This window comes from Haladaptatus sp. DYSN1 (assembly GCF_029489995.1).
Lineage (GTDB): Archaea > Halobacteriota > Halobacteria > Halobacteriales > Halococcaceae > QDMS2.
The window spans coordinates 161,391-180,341 of sequence record NZ_CP120471.1; the positions used below are offsets into that span (position 1 = coordinate 161,391).

General features: G+C 59.0%; 17 protein-coding genes and 5 pseudogenes. 12 read left to right on the plus strand and 10 right to left on the minus strand.

Features of this window, described 5'->3' with window-relative positions; translation table 11 throughout:
• Window positions 1-129 precede the first annotated feature (129 nt).
• The 4 genes and pseudogenes from P0648_RS17005 to P0648_RS17020 all read left to right on the plus strand — a co-directional run bounded on the left by P0648_RS17005 (window position 130) and on the right by P0648_RS17020 (window position 4,459).
• A pseudogene (locus tag P0648_RS17005) lies at window positions 130-1,013 on the plus strand (hypothetical protein).
• A gap of 179 nt (window positions 1,014-1,192) precedes the next feature.
• A complete protein-coding gene (locus P0648_RS17010) occupies window positions 1,193-1,381 on the plus strand; it encodes a hypothetical protein (RefSeq protein WP_276275268.1) in 189 nt (62 codons plus the stop codon).
• Window positions 1,382-1,606: 225 nt separating this feature from the next.
• On the plus strand, window positions 1,607-2,818 hold the full coding sequence (locus P0648_RS17015; RefSeq protein ID WP_277506059.1) for a CBS domain-containing protein: 1,212 nt from the start codon (window positions 1,607-1,609) through the stop codon (window positions 2,816-2,818).
• Between the two features lie 390 nt (window positions 2,819-3,208).
• Complete coding sequence (locus P0648_RS17020; protein ID WP_277506060.1) at window positions 3,209-4,459, plus strand: magnesium transporter; 1,251 nt, start codon at window positions 3,209-3,211, stop codon at window positions 4,457-4,459.
• A 327-nt stretch (window positions 4,460-4,786) separates the two neighbouring features.
• Here the strand turns inward: P0648_RS17020 and P0648_RS17025 are convergent, their stop codons facing one another.
• A complete protein-coding gene (locus P0648_RS17025; RefSeq protein ID WP_276249138.1) occupies window positions 4,787-5,107 on the minus strand; it encodes a hypothetical protein in 321 nt (106 codons plus the stop codon).
• A 353-nt stretch (window positions 5,108-5,460) separates the two neighbouring features.
• On the minus strand, window positions 5,461-5,889 hold the full coding sequence (locus tag P0648_RS17030; RefSeq protein ID WP_276249137.1) for a hypothetical protein: 429 nt from the start codon (window positions 5,887-5,889) through the stop codon (window positions 5,461-5,463).
• A 270-nt stretch (window positions 5,890-6,159) separates the two neighbouring features.
• Here P0648_RS17030 and P0648_RS17035 point away from each other — a divergent pair, with 270 nt between their 5' ends.
• A complete protein-coding gene (locus P0648_RS17035; protein ID WP_369685135.1) occupies window positions 6,160-6,600 on the plus strand; it encodes a diadenylate cyclase in 441 nt (146 codons plus the stop codon).
• A gap of 38 nt (window positions 6,601-6,638) precedes the next feature.
• Here P0648_RS17035 and P0648_RS17040 read toward each other — a convergent pair whose 3' ends face one another.
• Together P0648_RS17040 and pyrH are read right to left on the minus strand one after the other, a co-directional pair.
• Window positions 6,639-6,878, minus strand: a complete 240-nt coding sequence (locus tag P0648_RS17040) for a hypothetical protein (RefSeq protein ID WP_276249136.1) — start codon at window positions 6,876-6,878, stop codon at window positions 6,639-6,641.
• A gap of 34 nt (window positions 6,879-6,912) precedes the next feature.
• Window positions 6,913-7,624 (minus strand): annotated as a pseudogene (pyrH, locus tag P0648_RS17045) (UMP kinase).
• Window positions 7,625-7,690: 66 nt separating this feature from the next.
• Between pyrH and P0648_RS17050 the strand changes: the two are divergent.
• Window positions 7,691-7,900 carry a hypothetical protein gene (locus tag P0648_RS17050; RefSeq protein ID WP_276249135.1) on the plus strand — a complete coding sequence of 70 codons (210 nt, stop codon included), beginning with the start codon at window positions 7,691-7,693 and terminating at the stop codon, window positions 7,898-7,900.
• Between the two features lie 130 nt (window positions 7,901-8,030).
• On the opposite strand, the pseudogene P0648_RS17055 reads toward P0648_RS17050, so the two are convergent.
• The 3 genes and pseudogenes from P0648_RS17055 to tnpA all read right to left on the minus strand — a co-directional run.
• Window positions 8,031-8,549, minus strand: a pseudogene (locus P0648_RS17055) (SLC13 family permease); the annotation flags it as partial.
• A gap of 569 nt (window positions 8,550-9,118) precedes the next feature.
• Window positions 9,119-10,365: pseudogene (locus P0648_RS17060) on the minus strand (RNA-guided endonuclease InsQ/TnpB family protein).
• 1 nt (window position 10,366) lies between these two features.
• Window positions 10,367-10,771, minus strand: a complete 405-nt coding sequence (gene tnpA / locus P0648_RS17065; protein ID WP_015763788.1) for an IS200/IS605-like element ISHmu6 family transposase — start codon at window positions 10,769-10,771, stop codon at window positions 10,367-10,369.
• 301 nt (window positions 10,772-11,072) lie between these two features.
• Between tnpA and P0648_RS17070 the strand changes: the two genes are divergently transcribed.
• Together P0648_RS17070 and P0648_RS17075 are read left to right on the plus strand one after the other, a co-directional pair.
• On the plus strand, window positions 11,073-11,825 hold the full coding sequence (locus P0648_RS17070; RefSeq protein WP_276275271.1) for a helix-turn-helix domain-containing protein: 753 nt from the start codon (window positions 11,073-11,075) through the stop codon (window positions 11,823-11,825).
• A gap of 63 nt (window positions 11,826-11,888) precedes the next feature.
• Window positions 11,889-14,438, plus strand: coding sequence for a cation-translocating P-type ATPase (locus tag P0648_RS17075; protein WP_277505893.1), 2,550 nt, complete (start codon window positions 11,889-11,891; stop codon window positions 14,436-14,438).
• A 37-nt stretch (window positions 14,439-14,475) separates the two neighbouring features.
• Here the strand turns inward: P0648_RS17075 and P0648_RS17080 are convergent, their stop codons facing one another.
• The 3 genes from P0648_RS17080 to P0648_RS17090 all read right to left on the minus strand — a co-directional run bounded on the left by P0648_RS17080 (window position 14,476) and on the right by P0648_RS17090 (window position 15,798).
• Window positions 14,476-15,066 carry a hypothetical protein gene (locus tag P0648_RS17080; RefSeq protein WP_276249131.1) on the minus strand — a complete coding sequence of 197 codons (591 nt, stop codon included), beginning with the start codon at window positions 15,064-15,066 and terminating at the stop codon, window positions 14,476-14,478.
• 9 nt (window positions 15,067-15,075) lie between these two features.
• Window positions 15,076-15,444: an SHOCT domain-containing protein gene (locus tag P0648_RS17085; RefSeq protein WP_276275274.1), complete on the minus strand. Its 369-nt coding sequence runs from the start codon at window positions 15,442-15,444 to the stop codon at window positions 15,076-15,078.
• A 132-nt stretch (window positions 15,445-15,576) separates the two neighbouring features.
• Window positions 15,577-15,798, minus strand: coding sequence for a hypothetical protein (locus P0648_RS17090; RefSeq protein WP_276275275.1), 222 nt, complete (start codon window positions 15,796-15,798; stop codon window positions 15,577-15,579).
• A 622-nt stretch (window positions 15,799-16,420) separates the two neighbouring features.
• Here P0648_RS17090 and P0648_RS17095 point away from each other — a divergent pair.
• From P0648_RS17095 to P0648_RS17110, 4 genes and pseudogenes are all read left to right on the plus strand, one after another.
• Window positions 16,421-16,883: pseudogene (locus tag P0648_RS17095) on the plus strand (hypothetical protein).
• 60 nt (window positions 16,884-16,943) lie between these two features.
• Entirely contained in the window at window positions 16,944-17,894 is a 951-nt protein-coding gene (locus P0648_RS17100) for a MarR family transcriptional regulator (RefSeq protein WP_277505894.1), read from the plus strand.
• The gene (locus P0648_RS17105) at window positions 17,891-18,043 is read left to right on the plus strand and encodes a hypothetical protein (protein ID WP_277505895.1); all 153 of its coding nucleotides are present in this window, start codon (window positions 17,891-17,893) and stop codon (window positions 18,041-18,043) included. Before P0648_RS17100 ends, P0648_RS17105 begins: the two co-directional genes overlap by 4 nt.
• A 3-nt stretch (window positions 18,044-18,046) precedes the next feature.
• The gene (locus P0648_RS17110; RefSeq protein ID WP_277505896.1) at window positions 18,047-18,760 is read left to right on the plus strand and encodes a hypothetical protein; all 714 of its coding nucleotides are present in this window, start codon (window positions 18,047-18,049) and stop codon (window positions 18,758-18,760) included.
• Window positions 18,761-18,951 lie beyond the last annotated feature (191 nt).

Below are 18,951 nucleotides of genomic sequence, written 5' to 3' on the forward strand. Positions count from 1 at the left end.
ATCGAGCGTAGTTTGTGTCATCGAGTTTCGGCTTCCTCCCGCGCCTAAAGGCGCGGGTTTCCGCCTTGCAGTCAGTATGAGGCTGGTATTAAAAACGGAAGACGAACGAACGTGCTGGTAGACGTCCCCATGGCCGATCATTACGCTGACCTCGAGGAACTCCGACCGCGTGGCGAGGCGACACAGATTCCCGACAGTGAACTCACCAGCAACGATCATCGCGAGACATCCAGCGACCGACCCGGGGAGACACCCGCGGGCTATCCAGTCGACGCAGGCCCACCAGCGACCGAATGTGCTTCCTGTGGTGCATCGATACCAGCCAGCAGACGAAGTGCCGGTTCTATCTCACGAATCATCTCGGGACGTCCACCGATAACCAGCAGCCCGCAGACACCGAGTGGACACTCCTTCACGTCGTCCAGCTGCTCGTCGAGGCCTCGACCGTCTATCACGCCCTCGCGAAGGGCGCTGCGGCAGCGACCCTCCTCGCGAAGCCCGACAGAGATCCAGCCGTCGACGACTGCCAGCTGCTCTACGATTTCGACGACGCACCTGCCGCGCAGCTGACCGACGAGTGGCCCTCGCTTCCTGACGCCGTCCGGGCGACCTCCGAGCGTGGTGACCGGCTCCTTGCGGTGGCTCGTGAACGGACTCCCTGGACTGAGCCGACCGAGGCGCCACATGGAGAGACGCACAGGACGTTCCTCTACGACGAGGAGGGTCACAGCATCCGCGACGGAAATCGGCTTACAGGCCTCCTTGAGAGCGCCGAGACCGACGCCTGGTTGGTGCCAGCGATTGCACTCCAGCGTTCCGTCGACGACACGCAGTCCGAGAAGTATCAACCCAGTGTTCCCTTGAAAACGCGGCTTGACTGTCACAGCTGCGACCGAACGACTGTGCATCAGTTCCAAGAGTTCGAGTCTGTTCCAGCTGAGAACTGGACTGGGCAGCCGATGTGGGAGTGCCAGGTGTGCCAGTCACCTCGTCACGGGCCAGATCCTGAATAGGAGAATCGGTTGGATACGGACTTAACCAACATAGGATACCTATACGAAGGGTGTTGGTTAAGGCTGATGCAGGGCTTCGACGGGAGACATCGACGTACCTGCATTGTTTTTCTGCGTTCTGGTGTGCGAACGAGACGCGGCGCGTCTCGTTAACGCCGGGAGTCGGCGAGGCGCGCATAATGGACCCACGAGACACGCCTGGATATCGACTGCATCGCGCTCTGAGTAACCTCAACAGCATCGAGATCGACCAACTGGATGACCCCGACCGAAAACGACTCGCTGAAGCGACGACGCTTCTGGAACAGGTGGGACTGCTCACCCGGCGAAGTGCTTTGGATGAGACCGACGTTGAAGTAGAATCCTGACCACACGCCCCATCTAGTGCGTGCATTCATCTGCAGAACACAGCTGTTCATGGCCGAGTAGAAGTGCAATTGGTAGTTCGTGGCCAAAACAAGTACGAGCGGAACCAATTGTCACGTACTGCTGAACTGTCGAATTCCTCCCACGGCTAAAGCCGTGGGCTTTCTCCTTGCATCTGTGTGAGACAAGCATAACCGTCCTCCACCCCTCCCACTAGAGAGTTACTCATGGATATCTCCGAGATCCTCTCCACGAAGTTCACCGAGTTCGATATTGGGACACCGCTCTCGAAGGTCGCCGGCGTATTCGAGAATCAAGAACTCGATGCCGTCGTGGTGACGGACGGTGACGAGTATCGTGGTGTCGTCAGCCGCCGACAGTTGGCTTCCTCGTCCAATCAGCCTTCTGCGAAGGTCGGCTCACAGATACAGCATGTCCCGACTGTTGAACGCACAGAGGACGTTCGGGAGGTCGCGCGGCTCATGATCGGCAGTGACGCCAAAACGCTTCCCGTACTGGATGACGACCGTCCCGTCGGTGTGGTGACCGCAAATGCTGTTCTCGAGGCCGTCCGCCCCTTCCTCGATGCGGTGACCGTCGCAGATGCGTATTCGTCCAAGCTGGTCAGCGCGACCTCCGAGACGACAATTGGAAAAGCCCTCAACATGCTTCGGGAATCCGGCATCGCCCATCTCCCTGTTATCGACGGAGACGAGCTCGTGGGAATGCTGAGTCTGTACGACGTCATCGAATTCACGACGCGGGGCGGTAACAAGAGTCAGGGCGGTTCGTCGGGCGGCTTCGGTGGTCGCGGTGGCGGGGGGCAGAACCGTGGCGGATTCGGTGCGCGTGAGGGTAATGCCGACCGGATGCTCGATCTGCCGGTGCAGAATTTGATGTCCGATGCAGTGGTGACGGTTCGGCGAAGCGCCCCGCTCGACGAGGTCGTCGAAACGATGTTCGAACATGAGATCTCATCGCTCGTCGTCACAGCCGACGAAACTGATGACCCGGTCGGTATCATCACGAAGACGGACGTCATTGAGGCGCTTACTTGGGAACGCGGCGACCGGAACGCCGTGCAGGTGTTTGGCCTCGACCTGCTGGAGGGAATGGACTACGATGACGTCTCCGCGCTGATCGAGAATATGACCTCGAAGTATGGTGAGATGACCGTCATCAAGGCCAGCATCGAACTGCAGGAGCATAAGGAACAGAGCCGGGGTGTACCGCTGGTGCTGGCACGGATTCGGCTGGTCACCGACCGTGGCTACTTCACGGCCGATGGCGAAGGCTACGGTGCCTCCCACGCGCTTCGACTCGCTGCGAACGCGGTCGAGCGCCAGCTCCTCAAAGGGAAGACGTACGGTCAGTCGAAGAAGCATCCCGACACTGACGAGCAAGAACAGCTCTACGGCTGGTGGCTCGGGGGTGAATAGTGTCAAAGGGAGCGAATACGCTGATACGACTCCCCCTCGAATGGATAAAGTATGCCGACCCACCGCCATGGAACGCAGTCATTCATCGACTTCATGCAGACGTATCTCCAGGACCATCCAAAACGCTGCAAAGAGTGTGGAACCGTTGCCCGCGCCCGGTCGGAATGGCGCATAGAAAAACGTGGTGAGGACGGCCTTCACTTTGTACATACCTGCCCACGGTGTGGCGCGGAGAACGACGTGTTTCTCAACCTTGCCCCAGAACACGAACGATCTCGGGAGTAGGGAGGGCTATGTCCAACGTCTCACGTACTATTGGTTCAAACACCTCAGATTCTGCTACGTCACGTCGGGGTCTGGGATTCATGCGACGCGAAACGGAGTAATCGTATGCAAGAATTCACGATCGGAGTCCAACAGCAGATAGCTGCCTCGGAGACACCAAGTGCAGAGTTTCAGGCACTCCCATGGACACGACAACGAGTCGTATTCTTCCAGCTACCCGAGTCGATCCAGCGAGACGTACTCGATGATATGAATCGGCAGGAAGTCCGGCGATTTATCCGCCGACTCGATCCCGACGATGCGACCGACGTGGTTGGATTACTCGACGAGGATACTCAGGAGGCCGTACTCAGTCAGCTCGATTCCGACCGAAGGGAGCGGATTGAGTTCCTCTTGAAGTTCAGCCCGGACAGCGCCGCCGGTATGATGGATCTCGGCTACGTCACCGTCGACAAGGACCAGGGATTCGAGGAGGTGGCACGGCTCGTCCGACGCCACGAGGGTCGAACGGGGCGCTTCCCGACCGTCTTGGTCACCGATGGAGACGAGGTGTTGGGGGAGTTACCTGGTCATACCCTGGCCCTGGCTGGCCACAGGCCGGCGGTCATCACCGAATATCTTCGCCCCACCCCAACGGTTCGATACGAACAGTCCGACTCGGAGGTTATCGAGGTGTTCAGGACCAACCCGCAGAGTAAAATCGTCGTTCTCGACGAAGACGACAGTATTCTCGGAGTCATCTACGCGGACGACCTCTTGCAGGCCATCGAGGAAGAGGCCGGCCAGACACTCTATGAGTTCACTGGTGTTGACGAGCAGGAGAGCGTTCTCGATGGCGCCTTCGAGAAGGTTCGCCGGCGGTACAGGTGGCTCATCATCAACCTCGGGACCGCCTTCCTCGCTGCGGCGACTGTCGGGTTATTCGAAGACACAATCGCGGCGTTGACGCTGCTGGCAATCTACATGCCAGTCGTCGCCGGGATGGGTGGGAACGCCGGCACGCAGTCGATGGCCGTGACGGTCCGCGGAATCGCACTAGAGCAGATCTCGCTTCGAACAGGAAGGCGCGCCATCGGCAACGAGGTGCTTGCAGGGGGCGCAAACGGCGTGATTACCGGTAGTATCGTGGCCGTCATCGCCACCCTGTTCAACCAGAGTCCCATGTTGGGACTGGTCATCGGAATCGCGATGGTCTTGAACCTCGTCATCGCCGGGTTCTTCGGCGCACTCGTTCCACTCGTACTGGACCGGGTCGGCTACGATCCGGCAACCTCTGCGACCATATTCATCACAACCGCAACAGACGTCCTCGGATTCTTCATATTCCTCGGATTGGCGCAGGTTGTTCTTCTCTGAACTGACTGTTGGAGATCTAGTCCGTACCGGTGATCTAGCACCTATGCAGATGGGAATCGACTCATGAAATCCGCCTGAGACGATGGCGCGCTGGTACTCAGTGGGGACCACACACGACGAAAAATGGCTCAGCAGGGCGAAAACAGAGTGAAGTACCTCGGGGACAAGTGGTTCCAGACTGCAAGCCGTCTTGGCATCACGAGAGAGCACGCTCTCTCGTACGACCTCGAGACACTCGCCTTGCTTATCTGTAGACAAAAGTGTCAATATGACCAGCCGCACCAGAGAACTACCAGGCTAGAATTCGGCCCATTGCCAGCTGATTCATTATCGGTGTATCAGTCCTAGTATTCGACTTCGAACGTCATCGGCGGAGTCGTACGTTTGGTTATCAGTTAGGGAAAACACTTCATCGAGGGACTCTGTTCCGCCTTGTGTTTCAATTTCGTAGTCGCCATAGGCCTCGACCAATTGATCCGTCGTGGTTGGATAAGCGTGGGTTTCGAGTGCTTCATCGAGGTCACCAAGTCGCCCACCAGGGTCACCGCTCATCGCTCGGTCTTCATGGGCGCGGTTACGTACCCCTTCTACCTCTCGTTCTGGCTGTTGTCGCTGTTCGTCGTCTCGGCTCCGTTTGTCGTCTGACATCCTTTCTAGTAGGCGTCCGGTTCGGATAACTGTGTGGACGCTCGGCGGTGGGAACACGGCGGGTACAGCTCGTGAGGGTATTTGTCGAACGTACTCACTGGTTTTCGCCAATGGAGATGAACGGTCTCAACGAAAACGGCTGACGGTGCCAGCTGATGAATTCTAGGAGTACAATCAGCGTGCTCGAGTAATCTGAGAACGGGTGGTTAGACGCAATTGCCGGCGAACAGTCAGTGAACGAGAAAGCCACGAGTGCCATTCAGACAGCCGTTTCCCCTTATCAACTCGTGGAAAGAAGAGGCTATCGTGTAAACCAACTACCGGTCCATGTGGGGCTGATCCTGAGCTGGGGTCTAACTCTGCGTTTGACGGGCGAACTCCTGGAGCTGCTCTCCGATGAGCGTCGCAACCCGTTCACTATATCGCCAGAGTGCTGCGTTGAGTCGCTCTTCGGTCTCATCGTCAAGGTCGTCGGCCCCACGAAGGACGGAGTCTTTGGTTATCTGTGGGTGGAACACACAGACGACGCCGAGTGAGGTATCCGAACTCGAGGTCCCTGCGGTGTGGATTCCGTATTGATCGGTTCCCCAGACACCATCGCCGCCCTCTCGCTCCAGTTCAGAGTCGAGCGCATCGAGCAGCTGCACCTCTTTGGGGGAGAGGATGGGATCCTCACCTTCGAACAGCTCGGTGTACGCCTCCATCCGGGCACTTTTCGTCCACTGGTCCAACTGGGAACGCGCCCGTAGTACGAGTTGTCGTTCGTCTGGAAATTCGGCCATGGTCCTAGAAGGGGTGCAAGGCGAATGAGTGTTTGTACAACGTCTACGGATGGTGGGTGTGTCAGTGGTGACGGTGTACTTTAGTAGTCTCTGTCACGGGCAGAGCATTCAAACGGATTCTCCATGTATATCGAGTATGCTGGTGAGTGAGTTATCATAGAATCCAACGGCGGTCAAGCGGAGTATGCCACAATCCCAGAAACTATCGACATCCTCAAATATGTCGCAGAGAGTTTGAGTCTCGCTTTCAGCCGGTGGGACGAACCATATGTGACCGGACCGAGTCTCTATTTTATTGTCGTTGCTGACATCGATTTCGGTAGATACACCGACCCGCTGGGAGACAACACGTGGCCTGTCGACCAGTGTCGGTCAGTCGCCATCTCATCCGATGAATTCATCGATGCAGCCCGCAACGTGGCATTCAGCTGTGATGGGGCAGTCGTTATTGCTGCGGATCGGACGATCCAAGAACAGATGGTTCGCGTTCGGACTCCAAATGCTACGGAAGTGGTCGAAGAGCCACCCCTCGCTTATGCCGATTGGATGGGAACCAAACATCTCAGTGCGTTAGAAGTCTCCCTCCGGGAAGAGGTCATTGCCAGTGTAACGCTGAGCGAAGAGAACGGTCGTGTGACAGTCTTCCGCGATGGAAAATATAACGATTGCGAACGTGAGGAACTTGGGGGACGCTGGCGGACTGCAGACTGAGGTTGCGTATCTCTCCCCGTGACGGGTGTTCTGCGAACTTAGTTCTCGAATTCGTCGTCGTATTGTTCGTAGATAACCGTCAGCTTGCCTGCTGTGGGACGTTTCGCTGCATCTCGAAGCGTTTCGAACGATTCGAGGAGTTCGCTTGTGTCGGTAGAGTCCTCCCCGCCGCTCGATGACTCCTCTCGAATCGTATCGTATACTCGCTCCAGGATGCGTCGAGCGGCATACGAATCGGTTTGTGAGTCAATCTCGAAGGAAGCCACGTGACGAGACATACACAGATGTCGTTCTCCACAAGCATAACAGCCATCATGGTTCAGCCGGTGGCGTGTCATCGTCGCTGTCCGAGATGATTCTCGTCCCGCCAAATTCGCCGGTTTGGACAGCGATGAGGATGCATTCTGGATCGGTTCCATCGATAACCACTGTTTCGCAGTGTGCACGTTGGATCAGCTTCGCAGCGAGAAGGTCGATCGGTACACGACTCCCGGCAGTACTGTCCATATCGAGGATGAGGGTAATGAGTTGGCTCGCGCGTAACTCGCCGAATGGCTCTGCGTCTGGGTGCGTGTGAGGATCCGCGCTAAAGACCCCAGGCACGTTCCTCGCATAGATGAGACGCTCTGCGTTGAGGTATTCAAGCAAGGAGAGCGCTCACCGCGTTAGTAGTTTGACCGGGTGCTGTTCCACCCATGACGACGATGTCGCCACAGCGGAGCGCTTTGCCCGCCGCTTCGTAGTCTTTTGCTAGCGTCAAGACGGCCTCGTCGCCGATTGCCGCAATGAGAAGGCGGGCATTTAGCCGGGTAACCTCGATACCGAGATGATCAAGCTCGACTTCGTTCGCACCGAGAGCTCGCCCCACACCGATGAATTCGCGCGCAGGAGATCCGCCCCCGGTGACGACACAGACGTCGTGCTTCTCGGCGAGTGTTGTGATGACGGCTGCGTACTCCCGAAACTGCTCTGGGTCAAGCGTTGGCATGAGGATGCTCCCGCCAAGTGAGAGTACGATGCGCATGATGGTCTCTAGACTGTAGGACAGCGTCAAACAACAATCTAGCACCTCTTGGTGACCCGCCAGGTTATGGACGCAGCCCGCCTACTGTTGGTCATGGCGACGATTGTCTATCAAGGCGTGGATGAGACCGTTTCGGAAGAGATCGACGATGAGAAACTCAACTATCGAGAGGACCACTGGCAGATTCACCACGGCGATGACGAGTACACGTACATCCCCAGAGAGCGCGTCTATACGGTGAAAATGACCGACCCGCACCTCATAACGGACAAGTAGACATACGGTCATGAGAACGGTCTGGAACCGGAGTCCAGATAGCTCACCTCCTAGTGTGACGGGTCTGTGAACCACAGCGATTCACGACCGCTCTCGGGATGTCTTTCACTGCTGAGTCAGCACACCCGCGTCAAACACGGACGCCCCAGAAGAACGCAATCCCGAGGACAGTGACGACCGACAACAGCAACTGTAACGGTCCACCAACACGCAGAAAGTCCGAGAACCTGTAGCCACCAGGCCCGTAGACGAAGAGGTTCGTCTGGTAGCCAACTGGCGTCATGAACGCCGTCGAGGCGGCGAACGTCACGCCGAGGACGAACGCGAACGCGTTCGCCCCAATCGACTGAGCCGCACTGGCCGCGGCAGGAATCATCAACACGACGCTCGTGTTGGTACTGATGACACTTGTCAACAGGCCGGTGGCGACGTAGAACACTCAGAGGACACCGATCGCTGGCAAGAACGCCGCAGTCGAGGCGACAGCATTGCCTAGTAGCGCCGCCGCCCCGGTCTGCTGCAGTGCAATACCGAGAGGAATGACGCCAGCGATGATTCCCACTGCGAAGGTGATCTTCTCGCTCCGGTAGGTCACCTCGTCGAACTCGTGGGCGACGATGAAGTCCTGGTTCTCGACGAGTCGGGTGAGCATCACTCGCTGGACCAGGAATGAGATAAGGATACGAGATCCATAACCTCATCAAGATGCTGAAGAACGTGTAGCGAGGCCGGGTCGGCCAGCGAAGCCAGCCAATGATAAAACTCGTCACCGTGATGAACAGACCGGTCCCCAATGCCAGTGGTTGATACCACGACCGTGGGAACGGCATGGAATCCGAAGTATACGTGGGATCTGGAGAAAACCCTTCAAAGAGGATGGCACCGAGTGCAATCACGACAATTCCGGTGAGCACGCCATAGAGTGCTATCGTCGGGGAGATTCGACCGCTTCGCTTGCTAACAATCGCCCCACCGAGGAGGATAACCCCGATGACACCGAGGACGAGTCCGTGACCTTTGGGAGAGCCCCGCTGTCGCCTCGTGCGCCGATGCGACGGGAATCTGTGTAAGCGTGACGAACGCGAGAATGAACACAGAAAGGGGACGGAGCAATGCGAGATGGCGTGGACTCTCACGGGCATCCCTGTCCCTCGGGTTTCGTCGATCCCCGTCCATTAACGAATCTTATCCTGTGACCCACTTGTGAACTACCTTACCCTACTCGCTCACGGCTGACGCCGTTCGCTCCTTGAGGGTATAGGGCTTCCTGCTTCCACGATGCGCTTTGCAGATACAGGCGTATCCACAGGGAGCGCAGTCTCCACAGGCGTTGATTCGGAGTATCCCACTCCTACGTCTTCGAGGCCGCGAGAAGGGATGTTCCACGCCGCGTTCGCGTCCCTGTCCGCCTCAAACCCGCAGGCAGGACAGGAGTGTTCACGGACCCACAACGGCTTCTCCGTCGAGACGCCACAGGACGCGCACTCCTTGGTCGTCCCTCTCGGGTTGACCGCCACAAAGTGCGTCCCCTCTCGCTCGCATTTGTATTCGAGCAACGAGATGAACGTCCGCCATGCGGCAGACGCCGTGTTGCGGCTGTTCGACGGCGACTCCATCATCCCCTCGACGTTCAGGTCTTCGACTGCCACGAGGTCGTACTCCCGAGCGTAGTAGTTCGAGAGTTTGTGCAAGAAGTCGCGGCGCTTCCGACGGAGGTCTGCGTGACACTCCGCAACTCGCCGCCGTTGCTTCTCGTAGTTGTTCGACCCGTGTTGCTTCCGCGAGAGCTTCCGTTGCTCGCGCTCCAAGCGTTCACGCTCGTCGGAGAGGTCGAGCGACCCGACCGCCGTGCCGTCGGTGTCGTGGGCGTACGTGAGAATCCCAACGTCGATGCCGACGCATTTCTCGGGTTTCTCGGGTTTCTCCGGTGGGGCGTCCGGAGTTTCGACGCCGAAGGTAGCGAACCACTCGCCCGTCGGTTCCTTCTTGACCGTGACCTGCTTGAGCGTCGCGTCGTCGGGGATGGCGCGGTGAAGCCGAATCGGGATGTCCGCAAGTTTCGAGAGTGACAGCACAGTCTGACCGCCCTTCTTGTCGAGCTCGAAGCCAGACTGACTGTACGTGAAACTGCGAAACTCCCGTGGCGGCTTCCACGTGAGTTGACCAACGCCGTAGCCGTTCTCCTTGAGTGCGGAGAGGCCTTTGACGTTCTGCTCGATTCGCATGACTGCCGTTTGCAGAGCTGTCGAGTACACGTCCGAGAGGCTGTCCCACCAATCTTTCAGGGACGGGATTTCGTCTCGGATGGACCGAACACGCTGGTTGAGAGTGCCTGCGTCCTCGGGTATTTGGTCGAAGCGGTAGAGCGCGTGATTGTAGAGTTGCCGACAAATGTCTCGGTGGCGGTCCAACTCCTCTCGGTGGGCGTCGGACGGCGTGAGACGGTACTTGTAGGCGTAGTACATTCTACTCGCGTTGGTCCTCTACGTACTGTTTCAGCACATCCAGCGACACCTGCCCCGTCGAGATGAGGCAGTACGAGTCGTTCCAGAACGAGTCGCCCCACAGTTCGGTCTTTAGTTCGTCCGCGTACTCGTTGCGGATACGGCGGGCAGTCGCGCCCTTGACCGTGTTGATGAACTTCACGAGGTCTGTGGTTGGCTTCGCTCGGAATAGGATGTGTACGTGGTCGTCCTCGCCGTCGAGGTTCGTCAGTTCGACACCGTAGTTGTCCGTGAACCCGCTGATGACCTCGTGTATGAATTGGGTTCGCTCCTCGGTTAGCACTCCGCGCCGATACTTCGTAGTGAGTATCAGGTGGTAGTGCAGGGAAAACGTCGAGTGCGCTCCCGAGTCGAGGTCGTATTCCATTGGGTTCGTTCAATACTATGCTACCCTACTGCAAACGAATTGCGACTGCGTGGGGCTGTGGGCCTGCCACCGAATCGTGTATGTGAACTGTGCGGCGTTGACGAGACGCGTCGCGTCTCGTTCGCACACGAGAGAAAAGCTCTCGTGAACGCTGTATCCCCTCCCTGCTCGCGCCTTCGGCGCTCGCTGAGGAAGGGGGCTTAGCGCCTCAATTCAGCTAATTGACTGATTCTGACAGTCCCCTACTAAGTGGGTAGTGGGCAACAACACGCTCTTACGAACGACCAGCGTACGGTTCGCCATGCGAGAGTTCGTTTTCACACTTGCCTACGATTCCGGGACGAATGCCGTCGCGGACGTCCTCTCTGCGGCTCCCGACACTCGTATTCGGTCGCTGTCCTGCCACGTCTCCGCGAAGCATCTCTGGCGCGTCGATCACATTACTGGCTCCGAAACAGTCCGCGACGACATCGTCGCCGCAGTCACGGACGGTGATTACTACCCGGATTGCCTCGCACGACGGGACTGCGAAGCGGACTGGCAGACCCAGGTTCTCGACGAATCCGGAGATACGCTCGTCATCTACTCTTACTGGACGCGGACGCCCTCCTGCATGTCCATTCCCCACCTCGCGCTCGAGCACTTCGGTGACGGACTGATCTTCGAGACCACCTGGACAGAGCGACAGTACGAGTGGCGTGTGATCGTCCCGGGCAGTCCCGAGTTTAGCACCTTCCACGACGACCTCACCGCCGAAATTGCCGACACGACTGGCGTCGAGATCCGTCGCATTACCAATTCACCTGCCTCGCCGAAACACGATATTGACGAGCAGAAGCCAGCGCTGTCCCCGGAGCAGGACGCCGCGCTTCGGGCTGCCGTCGACGCCGGGTACTATCAATCACCGCGAGCGGCCGAAGCCTACGAACTCGCAGACCGGCTCGGTATCCCTGGCTCGACATTCGCTTACCGACTGCGTCGGGCTGAGGCACAGCTTGCGCTCGCCTACGCCGACTCAAGCCGCCCCGATACTCTAACTGATGAGGACGGCTGACGACCGAGGAAGTTGCTGCACAGCAACCGTACCGCTTTGCCCGCAGCGTGACTACTAGAGGTAATGACTCAGGATTCGGGCGGCCCGACGGACCCACCAGCGGGTACCCAGCGGATCTCATTGTCGGTACCGGACATGGATTGTCCGTCGTGTGCGGAGAAAATCGTCAACAGCGTCTCGACCCTCGACGGTATCCACGAAGTCGAACCGCAGGTGATGACCGGGACGGTCACCGTCACCTACGATCCAGACGACACCGACATCAACGCCATTGAGGAACGGATTACCGCTGCAGGATATCGGATCGAATCACCAACTGAGACGCAGACGGAGTCGCTGCGTGTCCCGGAGATGGACTGTCCGTCCTGTGCCGGGAAGATCGAAACCGAACTCGCCGCACTCGCTGGTGTTCTCGAGTACGATACGGTGCCGACGACCGGCTCAGTCGTCGTGAGCTACAATCCCACCGAGACAGATCACGATGCGGTCGTGGCGGCCATCGAGCGGGCGGGGTACGCTGTCGAAGCGACGGAACGGGAGGAGGGAGAAGGCAAGGACGCCCAGACCCAATCGGTATGGACGAGTCCTCGGGCACTAAAAACGTGGACGGGCGCACTTCTGCTCGCTCTCGGTGCCATCATCAGCGTCGGCCTTCCGAGCATTGATGTCGTCCTGTTCGAGCTGTTAGCCCAGCAGTTCACCGTCTCCGGCGTTCTATTCTTCGCGAGCGCCGTCGTCGCCGGTCAGGAGATCGTCCGCAACGGCTACTACTCCGCCCGGACACTGTCGCTGGATATCGACCTGCTGATGAGCCTCGGCATCCTCGGTGCCCTCACCGCGAGTCTGGCGTTCGGGGAGTCTCTCTTCTGGGAGGCCGGGATGCTTGCCGTCCTGTTCAGCGTCGCCGAGCTGATGGAGCGATACGCGATGGACAGGGCTCGGTCGTCGCTCCGTGAGCTCGTCGACCTCTCTCCAGACACGGCGACGATTCGTCGGAACGGCGACGAGCACACGGTGCCCGTCGAGGACCTCGAGATTGGCGATGTCACGCTCGTTCGTCCGGGCGAAAAGATCCCCGCTGACGGCGTCGTTGTCGAGGGGGCAAGCGCGGTCAATCAGGCGCCCATCACGGGCGAGAGTCTCCCGGCGGACAAAACGATGGGCGACGAGGTGTACGCTGGGACGATCAACGAGGAAGGGTACCTGGAGGTCGAGGTCACCGCTGAGGCGTCCGAGAGCACGCTCGCTCGGATCATCGAGTTGGTCGAGGACGCCCAGCGCGACCGCACCGAACATGAGCGCTTCGTCGACCGGTTCGCCGGGTACTACACGCCGGTCGTAGTGACCTTCGCCGTCCTGGTCGCAATCGTCCAGCCAGTCGTCTTCGGTCGGCCGTGGGCAACGGGGTTCACCCAGGGGCTTGCGTTACTCGTGCTCGCGTGTCCGTGTGCGCTCGTCATCAGCACGCCGGTGAGCGTCATCTCGGGCATCACGAGCGCGGCGCGAAACGGCGTCCTCATCAAAGGCGGGACGCACCTCGAAGCGATGGGCGCGGTCGACGTCGTCGCCTTCGACAAGACGGGGACGCTCACGAAGGGCGAGCTCACGGTCACTGACGTAGTTCCGCTCGGCGGGACGACTCGAGAGCAGGTGCTCGCGACGGCGGCACGGCTGGAAGCACGAAGCGAACATCCAATCGCGGAATCAATCGTTGCTGCAGCCGACGCAGAAGGCTTCGACCGCTCCGAGGTAACGTCGTTCGAGAGTCTGACCGGCAAGGGCGTCAGGGCTGACCTCGACGGCGAGACCTACTACGCTGGCAATCCGGCATTGTTCGAGGACCTCGGGGTTGATCTCGGACACGTTCATGCTGTCCCGGACGGCGGTGTACTTGCCACCGAGCCGAGCACCTGTGACCACGGGGAGTACTACGACCTCCGGGCGCAGACGATCACCCAGCTGCAAGAGCAGGGAAAGACGGTCGTGCTAGTCGGAACAACCGATGGAATCGAGGGCGTGATCGCGATCGCCGACGAACTGCGGACGACGGCGGCAGACACCGTCGCTCGCCTGCACGACCAAGGCATCAAGCACGTCGTGATGTTGACCGGTGACAATCAGGCAACAGCCGACGCGATCGGTGCCAGTGCGGGCGTGGATGCAGTGTACGCCGAGTTACTCCCCGAGGAGAAGGCGACGGTTGTTCGTGAGCTCGAAGCCGAGTACGGAACGGTCGCGATGGTCGGCGATGGCATCAACGACGCGCCCGCGCTGGCCACGGCGACGGTCGGTATCGCGATGGGGGCTGCCGGGACGGACACAGTCATCGAGTCCGCGAACATCGCGCTGATGGGCGACGACCTGTCCAAACTCCCGTACCTCCACCGCCTTTCCCAGAGGGCAGGGAACGTCATCCAGCAGAACATCTGGTCGAGCATCGGTGTGAAGGTCCTACTGGCGCTCGGGGTGCCGTTCGGACTGGTGAACGTGGCCCTCGCGATCATCGTCGGGGATATGGGGATGAGTCTCGCAGTCACCACGAACGCGCTCCGATTGAGTCGGGTGTCGCCGGATGGTGTCTCAGCTAAATCGAGGTCCTCCGGTGATGACTGACGTAGATTAGACGTTCGTCGCAGTTAAGAACTATTTCCTATGTGACGACGATGCCGCCGTCAATCTCCATGTAGGCGTGGCCGTAACCACAGTAGGTCAGGCAACTCAGCGTATAATCGCCAGGTCGCGTCACACCTAACTGTCGAACGACGGGTCTTGTGGCCCTCCGTGGAAGCGCAACGGGGTGCATCATCATCCCACCCTCCATGTGGACCTGTCCCGACGGCATTATCGCGAGGCTGTGGTCGGGATACTGTTCGTTCGCTTCCTCCAGTAGTTCGTGAAAGTCACCGCTCGATGGGGGCGGGATGCGCTCCTCGTTTCGCTCTTCGAGCGCTTCGTGGTCTGGAAGCGCGCCTCGGATCGAGGCCGGAAGAGCTTGCACGACTTGACTCGCGCCGGTATTAAACGCGATGACGCGGAGGACATCACCACGTCGCAAGCTGACACGCTCTTGCTCCTCGCCGGTGTCGTCGAGCATAACGAAGCCCCAGTGATAGGCTCCGACGTAGATCGTCCTGTCAATGCTGTCGCCACTGCCTGGGAGATTGCCGATACATCCTGACAGACTCGCGATGCCCGCTCCGAGTGCTGTCAGAATTTCTCGCCGCTGTACTGTCGGGGACATACTTGTGACCTACTGCAACTCCTCGCGGCTGAGTCTCGCGTGCCGTTCCTCGAACTCCTCCTCAGTGAGCTCACCGCGAGCGTACGCCACTCGGAGCTCCTCGAGTGCCCTGTCGCCAGTCACCGCCGACCCGACGCCACCGACGAGGCCACGATACAGGAGGTAGCCGATGCCGACGAGGACGACGAGCCAGACGAGCATCATCCCGATGCCCCACAGCGGTGAGAGGCCACCGGCCATGCCACCACCCCACCACCACCCCATCATGCCCATCATCGGCATCGCAAATACCATCATCAACAGCGGGAACAGGACTATTACCGCGAGGACGATCAGGACGATGCGGAGCAAGCCGTCGGACGTGCGCTCAGCGGACATGGTGAATCACTAGGAATGTTTGTCAGTTGACGCAATAAATTTAGTCGGCTACCAGTACCACTCTGGTGATGGATTCTGCTGGAGAGGTATCTGACGGTACGTTGCTTTATGTTTTCACTGAGCTGAGTGCACTCAGCAACAGCCGGGGTCGTCAGGCGCCCACTCGCACGCGTTGCCGGTCGTCAGGCTGTTTTCATCGATGTACGTCGAGAGACATGCATAGTTACAGAAGTATGATGGCGACCCACAGTCGTCGTTGCAGTCACGGACGCAGATTGGGTCGTGGTCGAAGATGCGCGACCCACAGTACGCACACGTCTCGTCAGCGTCGGGGATTTCGACAGTTGTAGACATACCTGCGCTACGGGTACGAGGTGAACTACTCCCACCTACCGCGTTCGGGCCTACCCGGCCCTCACTTGTTGAGGTGGGAGCTTCCTGTTTCTGTGTCGGAACTTGCAGAAACCGTTTCCACAGCGGTTCCAGACTCCGCAGGCGACTTCCCTTCACAGGCGGTTCGGAGTGTCCCACTCCTACCGGATGGACACTCAACAGCCACGACCGGTGCACGCTTTTTGTCGTCGTTCGAAAGGCACGACGCGCCTTTCGTGATGACGAAACGGCTTCGCCGTTTCGCGAACCACGTTTGAACACCGGACGCAGTGGAGTGAGTGCCTTACGACACCGTTTGAATGCCGTGGTAGTAAAGGTATACCGCACAGTGAACGTAGACGAAGACGGCGGTGTATCCCCTCCCTACTCACTCCCTTCGGTCGTTCGTTGAGGAAGGGGGCGTACCCGCCTGCAATTCAGCTAAAAACGCATTTCGCTGAGACGGTACGTGACGAGAAACACACAAGTGAGGACACTACGAGACTGGGAGCTTGACGATCGCCGTCGAAGAGATTACTCAACCAGAGTCTGGTAACACCGGGACAGCGCCGTCAGTACTGTTTTTCGAGCGCCGGGGAGATCGATGTCGACACGAAGTCGGCTCCGATTCATCCAGCGAGTCGAACAGGCCGGCGAACCAACCCATGCCGAGCGCGGGCCGGGCTACACGGCAACCCTGTTCCTCGAAAAAGCTCTCGACGATGGGACGATACCTAGACAGGAAGCCGGAACGAACGATCGACGCAGCACAGCCCTCGGATATCCTCGAACCGGCCAACATGGAGCATCAGGACCAACCGATGTTCCTGCTCGGCCACGGCGTCGAGAACCCAGCGGATGGCATCCACGGCGATGAGGGGTACCTCTACGTCGTGGAACTCCCGACGGAGAACTCAGTTGACGAGCCAGCCGAGTGGACCGTCAAGGTGAGCGAGCACACCGGGTTCCCTCGCTGGGACGGCCCGACCGACGAGGCCTTCGAGCGGGCGAGCTGGCAGTTCCACGGGACGCTAGAGAACGCGCTCGCAGCTCTCGTCGCTGAATAACGGACCGTCAACTTAAATCCAGAAACGTATTTATGTGAATAGTGTTTAGAGTAGACACAGATGCTTACCAAGGCTGGACTTGCCGTCATTGACGCATTGAGTACCGGCCGGGACGCGACGGCGGCTAAACTCGCGACAGACACCGAGTATTCGCAAACACACCTCTACGATGTGCTCGATGTCTTGCTGGAATCAGGGCTGCTCGCCGAACGCCGTGGTCCCAATAACCAGCGGCAGGTCCATGTCACGGATCATCCGGTCGTCGAAGCATACCGGAGCCTCCAGGCGGAACCCGGCCACGTCGAGTGGGCCGACCTCCTCTCGCCGGCCACACTCCGAGTGTGCTGGTACCTTGACGAGCCTCGTCGGGTGTCCGAGATCGCAGCGCGACTCGAGATTACACGCCAGAGCGTTCACAAGGCGCTGTCGCCGCTCAAGCATCGGGCGATGCTGTCCCCGTCCGGCCCGGAGTACGCATTGAGTGAAGATCTCTCGCCGCTGCTGGCGTTCGCCCGTGCTGTCGTGCGCCACGAGCACCGGTCGCGAGTCCGGGCACTCGCGCCGAGTGCGACCGTCGAATGGTGTGATCCGAAACGGGCGCTCATCCGCGTCCAGACAGCCGCGGATACGGAGGCACTTGAGGCAGCCGCCGACTGGCAACTGACCGGACTCGCTCGGTTTGCAGTGTACGGCCTGCAGTTCTTCCTCGCGGGCGAACCCGCGTTCTGGTATGCCCCCGACGAGACATTCACACCTGCCGACGTGGTGTGCCACACGCTCGTCCTCGATAGCGGCTCCCGCCGCGTCAGCTATGCAATGCTCTTGATCGAGAAGCTGGACATCGACCAAGAGACGCTGACGGAGACTGCACAGTGGTACGAGTTGGAATCCACAGTAGCTGCGATGTATCGACCACTTGAGGGAGCGTTCGATGTGTCGGATGACTCCCCCGTCGTCCTCCCGAGTGAAGCAGAATTTACGGCGCTCAAAAAGCAGTACGGAGTATCATGACTGTATTCAGGGGTGGCGAGGCGATCAAAGCGTTTCTCGAGGAGTTCGACAGCTGGCTCTCGGAATCCGTGACGGTGTACCTCCTTGGTGGGTCTGCGATGACGGTTCAAGGCTTGAAGGACCAGACCGAGCATATCGATCTCGCGTAGGGTGTGGTATTCGAATTCGAGCACGTCTACCAGACACTCACGTCGCAGGGATTCGCGGTCGTCGGCGAGCCAACGGAGTCGTTCGAGGGTGTCGGGAAAACTGTCGAGCTGCATCACAAGGAGCGCGGCTTCCAGATCGATATCTTCGAACGGCAAGTCGTCGGGAAAGTGTGGATCACCGACCGGATGCACGTCCGAGCGGAGGAGTTCTGGACTGGGAATCACGCAATGGCATTCGTCCTCGCTGATGAAGATATGTTCTTGCTGAAAGCGGTTTCCGGTGGTGACCTAGCGAGTGGTCGTCGACGCGACATCGAAGACATGCGGACGTACGCCCAGCGTGGGTTGGACTACGAGCTAATTCTAACCGAAATCGACGAACAGCGACCGTTTAACACAGGTTCGACTGAAGCACGGCAGATCCGTGACCGCTTGCATCCACTATTCACGATTGAGATGGCGGTGAACTCACTCTCGGGACTTCCAAACACGTTCACTGCTCGTATCGAAGAGTTTGCGACCGAGTTCGAAGTCGAATATATTGTGCTAGGGGCTGTTGACGATGGGATTGGCGACGTCGAAACAATTCGGGAGCGAGTCCTCGCGACTGTGCGAGCGCTTTCGGACGAACAAGAAGGTGCCGTCGACGACGCGATTGCCCGACTCGTTGCAAAGCAGATTCTCAAGCGCGACGGGGATACGATTCGACTCCGATAGCTAGGCACCCCGGCCGAGGTTTTTGGTTTCCGCCCCGCGAGGGGTGCGGGGCAGGAAGATGCCCTCGAGAACAACCATGGCAACACTCCAAGCAGCGACACCGTCGACTGGTGCGACCGTACCGGACTCACAAGCAGTTCGACAGCGTTGTGAAGCGCATTGCTTCGGAACCCAGAATTGGGAGGGTGACG